The organism is Acidovorax sp., from assembly GCF_022763525.1.
GTDB lineage: Bacteria > Pseudomonadota > Gammaproteobacteria > Burkholderiales > Burkholderiaceae_C > Acidovorax.
The window spans coordinates 1-15,014 of sequence record NZ_JALEGG010000255.1 but is presented as its reverse complement, the minus strand read 5'-3'; the positions used below and the strand labels follow the sequence as shown (position 1 = coordinate 15,014).

Here is a 15,014-nt window from a genome sequence, read left to right as displayed (position 1 = left end):
TGCTTCCTCATACCGCATCGGGTTGAAGCCTTCGTACAGGTCGGGCAACAGCCGCAGCCCATACTGCGTCACAAACCGGTTGGCCTGGATGCCTGCCTTGTGCTTGTCAAACCGCACATCCGGGTCCAACCCCGTCATGCCGACATATACGCAGGGCTTGCCCTCGATGTAGCCTGGGTTGCACCTGCGAAAGCGTGGCTCCAGGAGCACGTCCTTGGAGAGCTCGACGACGTAGACGTGGTGATGAGGGCGGCGTGGCATGGGCAGCGGCGGCAAGGATGGCAAGTGTGCCAGGGCCTCCAGCCGTCGCGGCAAGCTCCTGCCCGGCCGCACCGGAAAGGAAGGCATCGCGTATCCTGTGAATGAACGCATCTACCGTGCAGGGGCTGCACCCGGGCCCGTTGCCACTCCATTGCCATCCCAAATGCAAGAAGCAGCTTCTACCTTCTACCCCATCGGAACGCCCGGCCAACCCTGGGGCGCCGCGGAGCGCGACCAATGGCGCGCCCGCCAGGTGCGCCAGCGCAGCTACGCTGACGACGTGCTCACGGCCATTGAGGCACTGCGGGGGCGGTTTGACGTGGAGCTGTATGGCGACGTCGTCTATGCCGACGCGCATCACCCGGCGGAGCGCTTTCCCCTGCGGGCCCTGCGCAGCCGCGACTGGCAACCCGGGCTGCCCAGCGTGCTGGTCACCGGTGGCGTTCACGGCTACGAGACGAGCGGCGTGCATGGCGCACTGCGTTTTGCAGACACCCAGGCCCAGCGCTTTGCGGGCCGCGCCAACCTGTTGGTGGTGCCCTGCGTGAGTCCCTGGGCGTACGAACGGTTCCAACGCTGGAACTTCGACGCCATCGACCCCAACCGCTCGTTCCGCGAAGGCTCGCCCGCACAGGAATCCGCCGCCCTCATGCGCCTGGTGGCCCAGCATCAGGCCCAGTACGGCCCATTTGCCGCCCACATCGACCTGCATGAAACCACCCATACCGACGAGTCCGAATACCGCCCCGCCGTCGCCGCGCGCGACGGCAAGGTGTTCGAGCCCGGCAGCATCCCGGACGGCTTCTACCTGGTGGATGACACCGACAACCCCCAGCCCGCCTTTCAGCAGGCCATCATCGATGCCGTCAGCCAAGTGACGCACATCGCGCCAGCGGACGACAAGAACGAAATCATCGGGTCGCCCGTGGTGGCGCCGGGCGTGATCCATTACCCGATGAAGCAGTGGGGGTTGTGTGCCAGCGTCACCGGGGCGCGCTACACCACCACCACCGAGGTGTACCCCGACAGCCCGCGAGCGACGCCGGAGCAGTGCATTGAGGCGCAGGTGGCTGCTGTGTGTGCGGCGGTGGAGTTTGTGTGCGCTGAGCTCAGGTAGTGCAAGGGATGGCCTGCATAAATCCCTGCGGTGGTGACAGCACGGGCTCGGGCGGTCTGCTGCGTTTTGCGCCTTGCAGCCCATCCCGATACGCAGCGCACACTTTCCGCTCGCGTCGAACAAGGGGCCCCTGGTGCTTGCAATACAAGCGCAGTCAGCTATAAAAATGGAAGCAAAATTGGCGCACGGAGATTCAAGCGGATGAACTCGCCCCACCCGCCAGCGCCCCCAGCAACCTCGCACTCACCTCGGCCGCATCGGGCGTGGCGAAAGCCATGTTGTGCTGCTCCGTCAGAGGGCCGTGGCCCGGCTCCATGCGGCCAGCTGCATCGTAGCCTATGGCTTTGAACTTCCAGATCCCGCCAACCAGCTTGAGCGAGCCCACATGCGCGCCATCGGCGGTGTGTACGGCCACTACCGTGGCGTTGATGGGCAACAACTGCAGGGGCCCTGCCAGCGGGCCAGGCGGCACATGGGCGAAAGTGGGGCTGAACGCCGGGGGGTTGGGTTGTGGGGGTAGAGGCATGCGACGGTTGTAGCTCAAAAGAGCGGCGCTTCAAGCTGCCACGCGAGCGGTGCCCGCCTCGCGTTGTGAACCGCGCATGTCACTGCGCGACAGCCGGTTTCGTCGAGTCATCGACTGGCATCCAAGATCTTGAACACGTTCTACGCAAGCGGCCGCTGACCGTAACGGCTCACCGGCGTCGGTTACTGCAAATGGGCCAGAAAACACAAAAGGCGCACGAGGCGCCTTTGTGAGGGGGCGGTCATTTGCCCCAGCTGTCCTTCAACCCGACCGCCAGATTGAACACGGGCTTGCCGGGCTGGTGGTCCAGCCGGTCTGCGACGAAGTACCCGTGGCGTTCGAACTGGAACTTGTCATCCGGCAGGGCATGGCCCAGTGACGGCTCCACGATAGCTGTCACCACCTTCAGGCTGTTCGGGTTCAGGCTTTCAATGAAGTCCTTGCCGCCTGCATCCGGCTGGGCTTCCAGGAACAGCCGGTCGTACATGCGGACCTCGGCATGCACGCCGTCGGCCACGCCCACCCAGGTGATGGCAGCCTTCACCTTCACGCTGTCGGCGCCGGGGGTGCCGCTCTTGGTGTCGGGCACCACCGTGGCCAGCACTTCGGTGATGACTCCCTTAGCGTCCTTGTTGCAGCCGGTGCATTCGATGACGTAGCCGCCCTTCAGGCGCACCTTGTTGCCCGGGAACAGGCGCTTGTAGCCCTTGGGGGGCGCTTCTTCAAAGTCTTCGCGCTCAATCCACACCTCCTTGCCGATGGTGAAGTGGCGCTCGGGGCTTTCCACTCCTTCGGGCGGGTGGGGCAGGGATGGCAGGGTGCAAGGCTCCAGATGGCCGGCGCCCATGACTTCGTCCCAGTTGGTGAGCACGAGCTTGACGGGGTTGAGCACGGCCATGCCGCGGAAGGCCTTGAGTTCCAGATCCTCGCGCAGGCAGCCTTCGAGGGTGCTGTAGTCGATCCAGCTGTCGGATTTGGTCACGCCAATGCGCTCGGCAAACACCTGGAGCGATTCGGGCGTGTAGCCGCGGCGGCGCAGGCCGACGATGGTGGGCATGCGGGGGTCATCCCAGCCGCTCACCTTGTGGTCGTACACCAGCTGGGCGAGCTTGCGTTTGCTGGTGATGACGTAGGTGAGGTTCAGCCGCGCGAACTCGTATTGCCGGGGGGGGGGGCTGGCGAGGAGGCCGCCTTCGATCAGGCGCTCGAGCACCCAGTCGTAGAAGGGGCGCTGGTCCTCAAACTCGAGCGTGCACAGGCTGTGCGTAATCTGCTCCAGCGCGTCCTCGATGGGGTGCGCGTAGGTGTACATCGGGTAGATGCACCAGGTGTCGCCGGTGTTGTGATGGGTGGCGCGGCGGATGCGGTAGATGGCCGGGTCGCGCATGTTGATGTTGGGGCTGGCCATGTCGATCTTGGCGCGCAACACCATCGAGCCGTCTTCATGCATGCCGGCCTTCATCTCGCGGAAGATGCGCAGATTTTCGGCCGGAGAGCGGCTGCGGAAGGGGCTGTCCACGCCCGGCTTGCCGAAGTCGCCGCGGTTGATGCGCATCTGCTCGACCGTCTGCTCGTCCACATAGGCATGGCCAGCCTCGATCAGGTACTCTGCCGCGCGGTACATGAAGTCGAAATAGTCGCTGGCCTGGTAGGGCGGAGCGCTGGGGTGGCCGTTCCAGTCAAAGCCGAGCCATTTCACCGCGTCGATGATGCTGTCGACGTATTCGGTGTCTTCTTTTTCGGGGTTGGTGTCGTCAAAGCGCAGATGGCACACGCCGCCGTAGTCGCGCGCGAGGCCAAAGTTGATGCAGATGCTCTTGGCGTGGCCGATGTGCAGGTAGCCGTTGGGCTCGGGCGGGAAGCGGGTGCGGATCTTGGCCGGGTCGGGCTGGGCGCCGGCATGGTGCGCGGCATCGCCGGGGCTGCCGGCCCAGCGGCGGCTGGCATAGGTGCCCTTTTCCAGGTCGTGCTCGATGATCTGGCGCAAAAAGTTGCTGGGCTTGGCGGTTTCCGGGGCCGCGGAAGTGGCCGCGGCGGCGGTGTTGACGGGGGAGTGGGTGCTCATCCAGCCATTTTAGGCGCCGGTTTCGTGACGGTTTACGCATAGAAACAGGCGCGTATACACCCAGACACAACGTAAAGACACTTTTATGCCATCCTTTCGGTCACTTGGTGCGTTGTGTACCGGTGAGGTGAGTCCGTTTGGCTGGCTGCCCTCGCTCAAACAGGAGATTTCCATGACGAAAACCCGTTCTATCTATGCCATGGCCGGCGCGGCTGGCGTGGCGCTGGCATTGTTGGCCGGCACGGGCGCAGCCCAGGCCCGTGACGTGAATTGGTCGGTGGGCATTGGCGTGCCTGGCGTGGTGGTAGGGGCCAGCAATGGCTACTATGCGCCCGCGCCCGTCTATGTGGCGCCGCCCCCGCCCGTTTACTACGCTCCGCCCCGGCCCGTGTACTACGCTCCCCCCGCGTATTACGCACCGCCACCGGTGGTGTATTACGGCCATCGCGGTCACGGCCACCGGCATCACCGGCACCATCGCCACTACGACCGTTGGGATCGCTGATCGGCCTGCTGGCTGACCCGCCCCATGGCACCGGCGTTCGGTGAGCCGGTGCTTTGGCTGTAAAACACCTCTTGGGCGCAAGTCGCTCATGGGCAGCGTCTTTGCACAGGCTGCCCTTTATAGCGGCCCTTGGGGCCGCTTTTTCTTTCCGGGTGTCGTGCAGGCACTGCAGATGCGGCGCGGCGAGGCTCGGCAGGCGCGCCGCATAATCCCGAATCCTGGCCTGCCAATGTGGCAGGCGCCATGTTCTCGGAGTTCTGCATGTCTGTGAAGAAAAAGACCGTTTTTGTCCTGAACGGCCCCAACCTCAATCTGCTGGGCACGCGCGAGCCCGCCGTGTACGGTGCCGCCACGCTGGCTGATGTTGAAAAGCTGTGCGTTGACGTCTGCGAGCGCCATGGGTTCGCGCTGCGCTTTCACCAAAGCAACCATGAAGGCGCGCTGGTGGACTGGATTCACGAGGCCGGCCGCCTGCACGCGGCGGGCGAGTTGGCTGGCGTGGTCATCAACGCCGGGGCGTACACCCACACCAGCATCGCGCTGCACGATGCCACCAAGGGCACGGGCATCCTGCTGATTGAGCTGCACATCAGCAATGTGCACGCGCGCGAGGCGTTCCGCCACCATTCGTACATGGCCGCTGCCGCCAAGGCAGTGATGTGCGGCTTTGGCGTGATGGGTTATAGCCTGGCCATCGACGGCTTGGCGCAGCTGCTGGCCCAGCAGCCCGCAGGCTGATGGGCGGGCGCGCGCGGACGAGGTTTGCGGATGTCCGCGTTGCCCCTGCAGGTTTCGGAAGACGAGGTCGAGATCACTGCCATGCGCGCCCAGGGGGCGGGCGGGCAGAACGTCAACAAGGTATCGAGTGCGGTCCACCTGCGGTTTGACGTGGCTGCGTCGTCATTGCCCGACGATGTCAAGGACCGGCTCCTGGCCCTGCGCGACAGCCGGATCACCCAGGAGGGCGTGGTCGTCATCAAGGCCCAGCAGTACCGCAGCCAGGAGCAAAACCGTGCCGATGCGATGGCGCGGCTGAATGCCCTGGTCAATACGGTGGCCGTGCCCCCTCGCGTGCGGCGGGCGACCCAGCCCACGTACGGGTCGAAACTGCGACGCCTGGCTGGCAAGACCCAGCGCAGCGCGACCAAGGCGCTGCGAGGCAAGGTGCGCGAAGTATCTTGAACCAAGCCAAAGCGGCTCACCGCCCACCGCTTGCCTGACGGTGATTGGCGCCATGGGTGGAACGATCTGTTGAGGCTGCGACACTTGGTGGGGGAGGCCATCCGCCCTACATTCAGAGCATTCACGGATGGAATCGCCATGACTGCATTTGCCCCAACTCCCGCCGCCGTTCCTGCCCTGTTCGTCTCGCATGGCGCGCCGCTGTTCGCCTTGGATGCGGGCACGACCGGCCCCGCGCTGACGCAGTGGGGCGAGAAACTCAGGGCGCTGCACCCCGGTCTGCGCGGCGTGGTCATCATGTCACCCCATTGGATGGCACGCTCTCCGCAGGTCATGACCGGCCCACTGCCCGCCACCTGGCATGACTTCGGCGGTTTTCCGCCCGCGCTGTACCAGCTGCAATACCCCGCGCCGGGCTCGCCTGTGCTGGCCCAGGAGGTGATGGGCCTCCTGCAGGCCGCAGGCGTGGCAGCGCAAGGCGATGCGGCTCGGCCATTTGACCATGGGGCTTGGGTGCCGCTGATGCATTTGTTTCCGCAGGCCGACGTACCCGTGGTGCAGGTGGCGTTGCCGGTCGGCGCTGGCCCGGCCGAGGTGTATGCGCTGGGTGCCGCCTTGCGCAGCCTGCGCAGCCAAGGCGTGCTGGTCATTGGCTCGGGCAGCATGACGCACAACCTGGCCGAGTTCTTTGGTGGAGCGCGCGAGGCCGCGCCCTATGTGCTGGAGTTCAGCCGCTGGATCGAGGATGCGCTGGTGCGCGGCGACATGCCGGCGCTGCTCGACTACCGCGCCCAGGCGCCGTACGCTACCCGCGCGCACCCCACCGAAGACCACTTTCTGCCGATCTTCTTCGCGCTGGGCGCAGCGGGGGCCGACCTGCGCGCAAACTACTTGAGTCGCGAGGTGATGTACAGCATGCTGTCGATGGACGCGTTTGCCCTGGAACCTGTCCATTGACGGAACGGCCCCGGATTTTGAAATAAAAACTGCCCCTGGCGCTTGTCTATGCTCAATCTACCGCTCACTTTTTTGCAGCGACCCGCTGCTTCCACCACGCCCCGCCCCTGGCTGCTGGTGCTGATGCACGGCGTGGGTAGCAACGAACAGGACCTTTTCAGCCTGGCGCCCCAGATTCCTGAGCGGTTTCATGTACTGAGCCTGCGGGCGCCGTTCCGCATGGGGCCAGGCTCGCATGCGTGGTTTGATTTTTCCATCGAGCCCAATGGCGACCGCACCATCAACGAGCAGCAAGAGGCCCAAAGCCGTGCCCTGGTGGCCCAGGCGGTCGAATCTGCCGCCGAGCAGCTGGGCATTCCGCCCGAGCGCGTGGTGGTGGGCGGCTTCAGCCAGGGCGGCATCATGGCGCTGTCGCTGCTGCTGACCCGGCCCGCGCTGATGCACGCCGCGATGATTTGGCACAGCCGCCTGCTGCAGCAGGTGGTGCCGCTCACCGCCCCTGCGGATGCGCTGCGCGGCAAGCAGCTGTGGCTGAGCCACGGCACGCACGACAACGTGATCCCGCTGGCCCACGCGCACGCCATTGCGCATCACATGGCGCCCCTGCCGGTCACGGTGACATACCACGAGTTCCCCAGCGCGCACGAGATCCGGCCGTCCGAACTGGCGGCCACGGTGGCGTGGCTGGAGTCGCTGTCGACCACGCCGACGGCGTTTTAGCCGTAGGCTGGGGGTTGGGTCTACAGGGTCTACATCGCGTTACCTGCGCCCTCCACAGTCGGTTTCCAATCCAGCAGCGCCTATGGGGCGTGATGGGGAACACTTGGCACCGCGGCCGCTCGGACAAAAGGTTGTTCCCGCCTTGAAGGAGACCTGATGCCTGACAACGAAACCGCCGAGTTCCGCCCCGCGCCAGAGCGCGCATCGCCCACGCCCTGGATCATTGCCGCCGTGCTGGCCTGCGCCGTAGGTGCCGGAGCTGCCTGGTGGTTCTGGCTGCGCCCGGTGACATCGCCGGTGGCGCAGTCCCCAGCAGCCACCGCCCCCGAAACTCCCGTGGCCCCGCCTCCCATGCCCGAAGCCTCGGGGCCGCAAAACCCTGTCGATGCGCTGGCACCGGCGGACACCGCCTTGCCCGCATTGGCGGAGTCTGACCCGAGGGTGGTGGAGCTGCTGGCCGAACTGCTGGGCCGCGAGAAGGTCGCTTCCTTCTTGTTGACGGAGGGCTTCATTCGGCGAGTGGTCGCCACGGTGGACAACCTGGCCCGCGCACAGGCCCCGTCGCGCATGTGGCCGGTGCAACCCATGCCGCAGCGGTTTTTGGTGGACGCCGAGGGGGATGCGCCTACCATGATTGCCACTGCCAATGCTGCCCGCTACGACGCTTTCCTTGCGTTTGCCGAGGCGGTGCCGCTGGAGCCTGCAGTGGCCCTGTATGCGCGGTTGTACCCGCTCTTCCAGCAGGCGTATGAAGAATTGGGCTATCCCCGCCGCTACTTCAACGATCGCATGGTGGCGGTGCTGGACCATTTGCTGCGTGCGCCCGAACCCGCAGGCCCACTGCGTGTGAAGCTCACACCCGTCAAAGCCGACATGCCCAACCAGCGTCCTTGGGTGCGCTACGAGTTCGTGGACCCGGCACTGGAATCACTCTCCAGCGGGCAGAAAATCCTGGTGCGAATGGGGCCTGCCAACGAGGCGCGGGCGAAGGCGCTCATCCGCGAGCTGCGCAAGCGCGTGGCCACCAGCGAGCTGCAACGTCTGCCGCGCTGAAGGGTTGGAGCCTGCAGCACACGTGCTAGCTACACCGGCAGCGCCATGGTGCGCTTCACTTCCTTGAGCGAAAAGCTCGTCGAAATCTCGCGCACGCCCGGCAAGCTGCGCACATGGGTGCGCACGTATTCGGCAAACGACTCCAGGTCGGCCGCCACCACTTCCAGCTGGTAGTCGTAGCGGCCCGAGAGGTTGTGGCACGACAGCACCTGGGGCATGGCCATCACCTCACGCTCCAGGGCCGAGGTGGTTTCGGCGGTGTGGTCGTGCAGCGCCAGCTGCACGAAGCCCAGCACGCCCCAGCCCACGCGTTGGCGGTGCAGGTGGGCGTGGTAGCCCGCAATCACCCCGGCTTCTTCCAGCGCCCGCACGCGCCGCCAGCAGGGTGAAGTGGACAGCGACACCGCCTCGGCCAGGTCCCCCACGGTGGCGCGGCCGTCGCGCTGCAGGGCGTTGAGCAGGGTGCGGTCCACGGGGTCGAGCGGGTAGGGGTGCATGGTGGTCGGGTGGTGAGGGTTTGGGGCAAATTTTGCCCATTGGATTGGTTTATGAGGCAAAGAAGGCGAAATTTTGCCTGCCGATGGGCTCAAGAATCTCTACATCCGACCCCCGCATTCCGTCTGTGGTCGGCCCACCAGGAGACAAACATGACCCGCACCGCCGACCGCAGCCCCGCTACCGGCTTCAGCACCCGCGCCATCCACCACGGCTACAACCCGGCCGACCATCAGGGCGCGCTGGTGCCGCCCATCCACACCTCGGCCACCTATGCCTTCCCGGATGTGGCCTACGGCGCGCGCTGCTTTGCGGGCCAGGAGCCGGGCTACTTCTACACCCGCATCGCCAACCCCACGCTGGCGCTGCTCGAAGGGCGGCTGGCGGCGCTGGAGGAGGGCGCAGGCGCCGTGGTGTTCGGCTCGGGCATGGGCGCCATCACGGCCACGCTGTGGTCGATGCTGGAACCGGGCGACGAGATCCTGGCCGACCTCACGCTGTATGGCTGCACCTTCTCGTTTTTGCACCACGGCCTGGGCCGCTTTGGCGTGACGGTGCGCCATGTGGACATGACCGACCCCGCCCGTGTGGCCGAGGCACTGACCGCCAAGACCCGCGTGGTCTACCTCGAAACCCCCGCCAACCCCAACATGCGCCTGGTGGACATCGCTGCCGTGTCGGCCCTGGCCCATGCCCAGGGGGCCAAGGTGGTGGTGGACAACACCTACTGCACGCCCTACCTGCAGCAGCCGCTGCTGCTGGGTGCTGATGTGAGCGTGCACTCCATGACCAAATACCTGGGCGGCCATGGCGACCTGACCGCAGGCGCAGCGGTGTTTGCCGATGCCGAGCTGGCCCAGCGCGTGCGCCTGTACGGCCTGAAAGACATGACCGGCGCGGTGATGTCGGCGCAAGACGCCCACCTGGTGATGCGCGGCCTGAAAACCCTGGCCCTGCGCATGGACCGCCATTGCCAGAGCGCGCAGAAGGTGGCCGAATTCATCGCCGCCCACCCCGCTGCGGCGGCCGTGCACTACCCCGGCCTGCCCAGCTTTGCGCAGCACGCACTGGCCAAGCAGCAGATGCGCCAGATGGGCGGCATGATCGCTTTCGAGCTGCGCGGCGGCCTGCAGGCGGGTGTGCGCTTCATGGATGCGCTGCAGCTCGTCACCCGCGCTGTGAGCCTGGGCGACGCCGAAACCCTGGCCCAGCACCCCGCCAGCATGACGCATTCCACCTACACGCCCGAGCAGCGCGCCGCCCACGGCATTGCGGAAGGCCTAGTGCGCCTGTCGGTGGGGCTGGAAGACCTGGACGATCTGCTGGCCGACATCGGCCAGGCGCTGGACCTGGCCCGCGCCATGGACCTGAGCGCTGGCATTAACGCCGGGCTCAGCTCCGAGCGTGTGGCAGCGGCAGAGCCGTCTTGTAGCGCACCTGCTTGAGCGCGAAGCTGGAGCGGATCTTCTCCAGCCCCGGGATCGGCGAAAGCTGCTCCAGGATGAACCGCTCCAGTGCCGCAATGTCGGGCAACGCCACGCGGATGAGGTAGTCGGAGTCGCCGCTCATCAGGTAGCACTCCATCACCTCGTCGTGCTCGGCAATGCGCCTCTCGAAGTCGGCCAGCGCCTCCTTGCTCTGCGTCTTCAGGCTGATGCTGATGAACACATTCAGCCCCAGCCCCAGCGCCGCCGCGTTGGCCAGCGCCACATAGCGGGCAATGACGCCCGCCGCCTCCAGCGCCTTCACCCGCGCCAGGCAGGGAGAGGGCGACAGGTGCACGCGCCGCGCCAGCTCCACATTGGAGAGCGAACCATCGGCCTGCAGCTCGGCCAGAATGCGCAGATCGGTCACGTCAAGCTTCATATGCTGCAATATTTTGTTGGTGCGGCATATTGTGCTTTTAATGGCGCTTGATTGGCGCGTTTCGGCATCACATTTTTGCCCAACCCTTCTACAGTGTGCTCCTATGAACGCCCCACTGCCCCCCCACCTCCTCAGCCCCCAGGACACCCTGGCCGACATCGACCCGCAAGAGACCGCCGAATGGCGCGATGCCTTCCTGGCCCTGGTGGCCACCGAAGGCCCCGAGCGCGCGCGGTTTGTGTTGCAGGAGCTGGTGCGCCTGGCCCGCACGCAGCGCGTGGGCTGGCAGCCGCAGCTCAACACGCCGTATGTGAACACCGTGGCGGCCCAGGCGCAGCCCACCTTCCCGGGCGACCTGGCCATTGAGGAGCGGCTGGCGTCGCTGATGCGCTGGAACGCGCTGGCCATGGTGGTGCGCGCCAACCAGGCGTATGGCGAGCTGGGCGGGCACATCGCCAGCTACGCCAGTGCGGCCGATCTGTTCGAGAGCGGCTTCAACCACTTCTTCCGCGCCCGCGAAGGCGTGGGCGAAGGCCAGCACCGGGGTGACCTGGTGTTCTTCCAGCCTCACAGCGCACCGGGCGTGTATGCGCGGGCGTTTCTGGAAGGGCATTTGACGGAGAACGACCTGCAGCACTACCGGCAGGAAATCACCGCCCCCAGCGCAGGCGCGCAAGGCCTGTCGAGCTACCCGCACCCGTGGCTCATGCCGGACTTCTGGCAGTTCCCCACCGGGTCGATGGGCATCGGCCCCATCAGCAGCATCTACCACGCGCGCTTCATGCGCTACCTCACGCACCGCAATTTGCTCAACTGTGAGGACCGCAAGGTGTGGGGCGTTTTTGGCGACGGCGAGATGGACGAGCCCGAATCGATGAGCGCGCTCACACTCGCTGCGCGCGAGGGGCTGGACAACCTGGTCTGGGTGGTCAACTGCAATCTGCAGCGCCTGGACGGCCCGGTGCGCGGCAACGGCCGCATCATCGACGAGCTGGAGCGGCTGTTTGCGGGCGCGGGCTGGAACGTGGTCAAGTTGGTCTGGGGCAGCGACTGGGACGGCCTGTTCGCCCGCGACCTGACCGGCGCGCTGGTGCGCACCCTGGAAGGCACAGTGGACGGCCAGATGCAGACCTTTGCCGCCAAGGACGGCCGCTTCAACCGCGACAACTTCTTCGGCCAAAGCCCAGAGCTGGCCGCGCTGGCCCAAGGCATGACGGACGAGCAGATCGACCGCCTCAAGCGCGGCGGGCACGACCTGGTGAAGATCCACGCCGCCTACGCTGCCGCCGCTGCCCACAAGGGCCAGCCCACGGTGATCCTGGCCCACACCAAAAAGGGCTACGGCATGGGCACGGCGGGGCAGGGCAAGATGACCACGCACAGCCAGAAGAAGCTGGACGACACGGACCTCATCGAATTCCGCAACCGCTTCAACCTGCCGCTCACCGACGAGCAGGCGACCAGCCTGGCGTTCTACAAGCCAGCCGAAGACAGCCCGGAGATGCAGTACCTGCGCCGCCACCGCCAGCAGTTGGGTGGCTACCTGCCGCGCCGCCAGACGGCCTGCGACGTGCTGCCCGTGCCGCCCCTGGCCAGCTACGCCCAGTTTGCGCTGCAGGCCGACGGCAAGGAGATGAGCACCACCATGGCCTTTGTGCGCATGCTGGGCACACTGCTGAAGGACGCCACTTTAGGCCCGCGCATCGTGCCCATCGTGGCCGACGAGGCGCGCACCTTTGGCATGGCCAACCTGTTCAAGCAGGTCGGCATCTACAGCAGCGTGGGCCAGCGCTACGCGCCGGAGGACATCGGCTCGGTGCTGAGCTACCGCGAGGCGCTTGATGGGCAAATTCTCGAAGAAGGCATCAGCGAAGCGGGTGCGATTGCGAGCTGGACAGCAGCCGCCACCAGCTACAGCGTGCACGGCCTGGCCATGCTGCCGTTCTACATCTACTACTCCATGTTCGGCTTCCAGCGTGTGGGCGACGCCATCTGGGCGGCTGCGGACCAGCGGGCGCGCGGCTTTTTGCTGGGCGCCACGTCGGGCCGCACCACGCTGGGTGGCGAAGGGCTGCAACACCAGGACGGCACCAGCCACCTCGTGGCCGCCACCATCCCCAACTGCAAGGCCTACGACCCGGCCTACGCGGGCGAGATGGCCGTGATCATCGACGCTGGCATGCGCGAGATGGTGACCGAGCAGCGCGACGTCTTCTACTACGTCACGCTGATGAACGAAAACTACGCGCAGCCAGATCTGCCTGAGGGCGCTGCAGAAGGTATCCTGCGCGGTTGCTATGTTTTTAAGAGCTGGTCGCGCTTGTCGGAACGGCGCCAGAGCCCGATTTCATCTAAATCCGTGACGTTGATGGGCTCCGGCGCCATCCTGACCGAAGTGGTGAAGGCCGCGGAGTTGCTGGCCGCGGAAGGCGTGGAGGTCACCGTGCTCAGCGTGACCAGCTGGAGCGAGCTGGCGCGTGACGGCGTAGCGTGCGAGCAGCGCGCACTGGCGGGCGATGCGCAGCCGGGCGTGCCCTGGCTCACCGAGCAACTGGCCGCAACGCGCGGCCCGATCATCGCCGCCACCGACTACGTGCGCGCCGTGCCCGAAACAGTGCGCGCCTTCGTCCCCGAAGGCCGCCGCTTCACCACGCTGGGCACGGACGGCTTCGGCCGCAGCGATACGCGGGCGGCGCTGCGGGAGTTTTTTGGAGTGGATGCAGCCAGCGTGGCGCGGGCGGCACGGCGCGCATTGGCGGCCGGCTGAGCAGACGGTTCCGGCCAACCAGGGCCGCGCGGCCTTGGGGTTGGCCGCGATTGCCACGTTTTGTAACCGGTTTCTACAATGGCCTGGCAACTGCTGGAGCGCGCCATGGCACATGTCATCTGGGAACACAATCCGCCCACCACCTGGGTCGGGACGGTGGATGGGCAGGCTGTCTGCTCTGTCAAACGCAAGGACATCGGCGGGTGGACGGCTGCCTGGATGGACGAACGCCTCTGGCCTGCGCCACCCCACCTGCCCAAGGCCCAACCCCAGCCCACGCGGTTCTTTGGCGGCCTGGACGAGGCCAAGCAGGCGGTGGAGCAGGCGTTGTCGGCGTGAAACCGGGCCCAACCGCGTGCCCCCAAACATGCCCACAAGCCCAGGGGACCCTTGGCACAGGAGGTACCGCGCGAGACCGGGTTAGCGCGCGTTGCTGCCGAGGCTCCTTCTCCCGCGCAGACTCCAGGTTCGTTGACAGCGGGCGCCTCGGCTAGTTGTAGCCCCTTGACCGGAAGAACGCGTCCAGCACCGGCATCAGGTTCGGAAACTCTTGCGCGAACCGATGCCGATTCACAAAGTACGCCTCGCACGCCACCGCGAAAAATTCCGACTGCAACGTGGCGCCCTACGCGTCCAGCCAAGGGCGTTCGGCGCCAAACCGTTCGGCCATGATCACGCGTTCGCGAAAATGCTCATACGCGGGCTCCCACGCTGACCATCAGGCTTCATAGGCTGCGCGGCCGGTGCGCGCGCCCATGAAACCTGCGGGCAGGGGTGGACAGCCATTGGGCTCGGCGCTCTTCATGTCGAGTTTGCGCACAAACTCGTGCACCACCACGTTATGGCCCCGCGCGGCGTTTTCGGTGGCATTGGCCACGTGCTCCCAGCTGAGCATGATGGGGCCGCGCTCCATGGCCTCGCCCAGCAGGACCTGCGTGTGCTCGTGCACCACGCCCGCCTCGTCCGTCACCTAGCGGCGCGCCTTGGCGATCGCCGCCTTTACCGAAGCTTCACCTGTACCACGGCGTTTGGCACCGTAAGGTACATCATGCTGTCGCGGACCGCGATGCCGGTTGGTCGGTTGATGATGCCCGGCAGGTCCCCCGCCACAAATCCGTACTTCCAGGCCTGGCCTACGACGGTGCTGACCTGACCGTCGGTGCCGATCTTGCGGACTACGCTGTTGAACGGGTCTGTGACGTACACGTTGCCTTTGCTGTCTGTGGCGAGGCTGGCCGTCTGTTCCCGCCAGTATGCGTCCAGCTGTACCGTTAACCTGGCGGCAGCGGCAGGACCATCCGCGTAGCCAGGCGCCGCAGCGGGACTGCCCGCCAGTGTAGACACCATGCCGGAAGGCGTGATCTTGCGGATGGTGGGGCCTACCTTGTTGGTATCGTAGAACAGGCCGTCAACAACGTACACATTGCCCGTCGCGTCGGTCGTCATGTTGCCCAGCGCAGAAAACTGCGCCGCCGCGCCTTGCCCATCTGCATGGCCCAC

General features: G+C 66.0%; 15 protein-coding genes and 2 pseudogenes. 10 read left to right on the top strand and 7 right to left on the bottom strand.

Annotation, left to right across the window (positions count from 1 at the left end):
• Positions 1-261 (bottom strand): hypothetical protein (locus tag MRY84_RS19910; protein ID WP_291507422.1); only part of this gene is annotated, 261 nt, incomplete at its 3' end.
• Positions 262-424: 163 nt separating this feature from the next.
• Here MRY84_RS19910 and MRY84_RS19905 point away from each other — a divergent pair.
• Positions 425-1,378, top strand: a complete 954-nt coding sequence (locus MRY84_RS19905; protein ID WP_291507421.1) for a M14 family metallocarboxypeptidase — start codon at positions 425-427, stop codon at positions 1,376-1,378.
• A 193-nt stretch (positions 1,379-1,571) separates the two neighbouring features.
• Here MRY84_RS19905 and MRY84_RS19900 read toward each other — a convergent pair whose 3' ends face one another.
• Entirely contained in the window at positions 1,572-1,904 is a 333-nt protein-coding gene (locus MRY84_RS19900; protein WP_291507420.1) for a hypothetical protein, read from the bottom strand.
• A gap of 241 nt (positions 1,905-2,145) precedes the next feature.
• Positions 2,146-3,969, bottom strand: coding sequence for a glutamine--tRNA ligase/YqeY domain fusion protein (locus MRY84_RS19895; protein WP_291507419.1), 1,824 nt, complete (start codon positions 3,967-3,969; stop codon positions 2,146-2,148).
• A gap of 172 nt (positions 3,970-4,141) precedes the next feature.
• On the opposite strand from MRY84_RS19895, the gene MRY84_RS19890 reads away from it, so the two are divergent.
• From MRY84_RS19890 to MRY84_RS19865, 6 genes are all read left to right on the top strand, one after another.
• Positions 4,142-4,474, top strand: a complete 333-nt coding sequence (locus MRY84_RS19890; RefSeq protein ID WP_291507418.1) for a hypothetical protein — start codon at positions 4,142-4,144, stop codon at positions 4,472-4,474.
• A gap of 261 nt (positions 4,475-4,735) precedes the next feature.
• Entirely contained in the window at positions 4,736-5,212 is a 477-nt protein-coding gene (gene aroQ / locus MRY84_RS19885; RefSeq protein ID WP_291507417.1) for a type II 3-dehydroquinate dehydratase, read from the top strand.
• Between the two features lie 30 nt (positions 5,213-5,242).
• Positions 5,243-5,656, top strand: coding sequence for an alternative ribosome rescue aminoacyl-tRNA hydrolase ArfB (arfB, locus tag MRY84_RS19880; RefSeq protein WP_291507416.1), 414 nt, complete (start codon positions 5,243-5,245; stop codon positions 5,654-5,656).
• Positions 5,657-5,794: 138 nt separating this feature from the next.
• Positions 5,795-6,613, top strand: coding sequence for a class III extradiol ring-cleavage dioxygenase (locus tag MRY84_RS19875; protein WP_291507415.1), 819 nt, complete (start codon positions 5,795-5,797; stop codon positions 6,611-6,613).
• Between the two features lie 48 nt (positions 6,614-6,661).
• Positions 6,662-7,333 (top strand): dienelactone hydrolase family protein, encoded by a 672-nt coding sequence (locus tag MRY84_RS19870; RefSeq protein WP_291507414.1) that lies wholly within the window; start codon positions 6,662-6,664, stop codon positions 7,331-7,333.
• 156 nt (positions 7,334-7,489) lie between these two features.
• Positions 7,490-8,386: a DUF3014 domain-containing protein gene (locus tag MRY84_RS19865; protein WP_291507413.1), complete on the top strand. Its 897-nt coding sequence runs from the start codon at positions 7,490-7,492 to the stop codon at positions 8,384-8,386.
• 29 nt (positions 8,387-8,415) lie between these two features.
• Here the strand turns inward: MRY84_RS19865 and MRY84_RS19860 are convergent, their stop codons facing one another.
• Complete coding sequence (locus MRY84_RS19860; RefSeq protein WP_063463138.1) at positions 8,416-8,883, bottom strand: Lrp/AsnC family transcriptional regulator; 468 nt, start codon at positions 8,881-8,883, stop codon at positions 8,416-8,418.
• 150 nt (positions 8,884-9,033) lie between these two features.
• Between MRY84_RS19860 and MRY84_RS19855 the strand changes: the two genes are divergently transcribed.
• Positions 9,034-10,326 carry a methionine gamma-lyase gene (locus MRY84_RS19855; RefSeq protein WP_291507412.1) on the top strand — a complete coding sequence of 431 codons (1,293 nt, stop codon included), beginning with the start codon at positions 9,034-9,036 and terminating at the stop codon, positions 10,324-10,326.
• Here MRY84_RS19855 and MRY84_RS19850 read toward each other — a convergent pair.
• Positions 10,274-10,747 (bottom strand): Lrp/AsnC family transcriptional regulator, encoded by a 474-nt coding sequence (locus tag MRY84_RS19850; protein ID WP_291507411.1) that lies wholly within the window; start codon positions 10,745-10,747, stop codon positions 10,274-10,276. The genes MRY84_RS19855 and MRY84_RS19850 overlap by 53 nt on opposite strands.
• 103 nt (positions 10,748-10,850) lie before the next feature.
• Between MRY84_RS19850 and mdeB the strand changes: the two genes are divergently transcribed.
• A complete protein-coding gene (gene mdeB / locus MRY84_RS19845) occupies positions 10,851-13,514 on the top strand; it encodes an alpha-ketoglutarate dehydrogenase (RefSeq protein WP_291507410.1) in 2,664 nt (887 codons plus the stop codon).
• A 105-nt stretch (positions 13,515-13,619) separates the two neighbouring features.
• Positions 13,620-13,853 carry a hypothetical protein gene (locus MRY84_RS19840; protein ID WP_291507409.1) on the top strand — a complete coding sequence of 78 codons (234 nt, stop codon included), beginning with the start codon at positions 13,620-13,622 and terminating at the stop codon, positions 13,851-13,853.
• Between the two features lie 151 nt (positions 13,854-14,004).
• On the opposite strand, the pseudogene MRY84_RS19835 reads toward MRY84_RS19840, so the two are convergent.
• Positions 14,005-14,502 (bottom strand): annotated as a pseudogene (locus tag MRY84_RS19835) (zinc-dependent peptidase); the annotation flags it as partial.
• An 11-nt stretch (positions 14,503-14,513) separates the two neighbouring features.
• Positions 14,514-15,014 (bottom strand): annotated as a pseudogene (locus MRY84_RS19830) (hypothetical protein); the annotation flags it as partial.

Excerpts from the sequence above, each read along its gene's own strand:
- mdeB (WP_291507410.1), top strand. The coding sequence starts at position 10,851 with ATGAACGCCCCACTGCCCCCCCACCTCCTCAGCCCCCAGGACACCCTG.
- arfB (WP_291507416.1), top strand. The coding sequence starts at position 5,243 with ATGTCCGCGTTGCCCCTGCAGGTTTCGGAAGACGAGGTCGAGATCACT.
- MRY84_RS19900 (WP_291507420.1), bottom strand. The coding sequence starts at position 1,904 with ATGCCTCTACCCCCACAACCCAACCCCCCGGCGTTCAGCCCCACTTTC.
- MRY84_RS19850 (WP_291507411.1), bottom strand. The coding sequence starts at position 10,747 with ATGAAGCTTGACGTGACCGATCTGCGCATTCTGGCCGAGCTGCAGGCC.
- MRY84_RS19855 (WP_291507412.1), top strand. The coding sequence starts at position 9,034 with ATGACCCGCACCGCCGACCGCAGCCCCGCTACCGGCTTCAGCACCCGC.
- MRY84_RS19870 (WP_291507414.1), top strand. The coding sequence starts at position 6,662 with ATGCTCAATCTACCGCTCACTTTTTTGCAGCGACCCGCTGCTTCCACC.
- MRY84_RS19865 (WP_291507413.1), top strand. The coding sequence starts at position 7,490 with ATGCCTGACAACGAAACCGCCGAGTTCCGCCCCGCGCCAGAGCGCGCA.
- MRY84_RS19860 (WP_063463138.1), bottom strand. The coding sequence starts at position 8,883 with ATGCACCCCTACCCGCTCGACCCCGTGGACCGCACCCTGCTCAACGCC.
- MRY84_RS19890 (WP_291507418.1), top strand. The coding sequence starts at position 4,142 with ATGACGAAAACCCGTTCTATCTATGCCATGGCCGGCGCGGCTGGCGTG.
- MRY84_RS19840 (WP_291507409.1), top strand. The coding sequence starts at position 13,620 with ATGGCACATGTCATCTGGGAACACAATCCGCCCACCACCTGGGTCGGG.
- MRY84_RS19875 (WP_291507415.1), top strand. The coding sequence starts at position 5,795 with ATGACTGCATTTGCCCCAACTCCCGCCGCCGTTCCTGCCCTGTTCGTC.
- aroQ (WP_291507417.1), top strand. The coding sequence starts at position 4,736 with ATGTCTGTGAAGAAAAAGACCGTTTTTGTCCTGAACGGCCCCAACCTC.
- MRY84_RS19905 (WP_291507421.1), top strand. The coding sequence starts at position 425 with ATGCAAGAAGCAGCTTCTACCTTCTACCCCATCGGAACGCCCGGCCAA.
- MRY84_RS19895 (WP_291507419.1), bottom strand. The coding sequence starts at position 3,969 with ATGAGCACCCACTCCCCCGTCAACACCGCCGCCGCGGCCACTTCCGCG.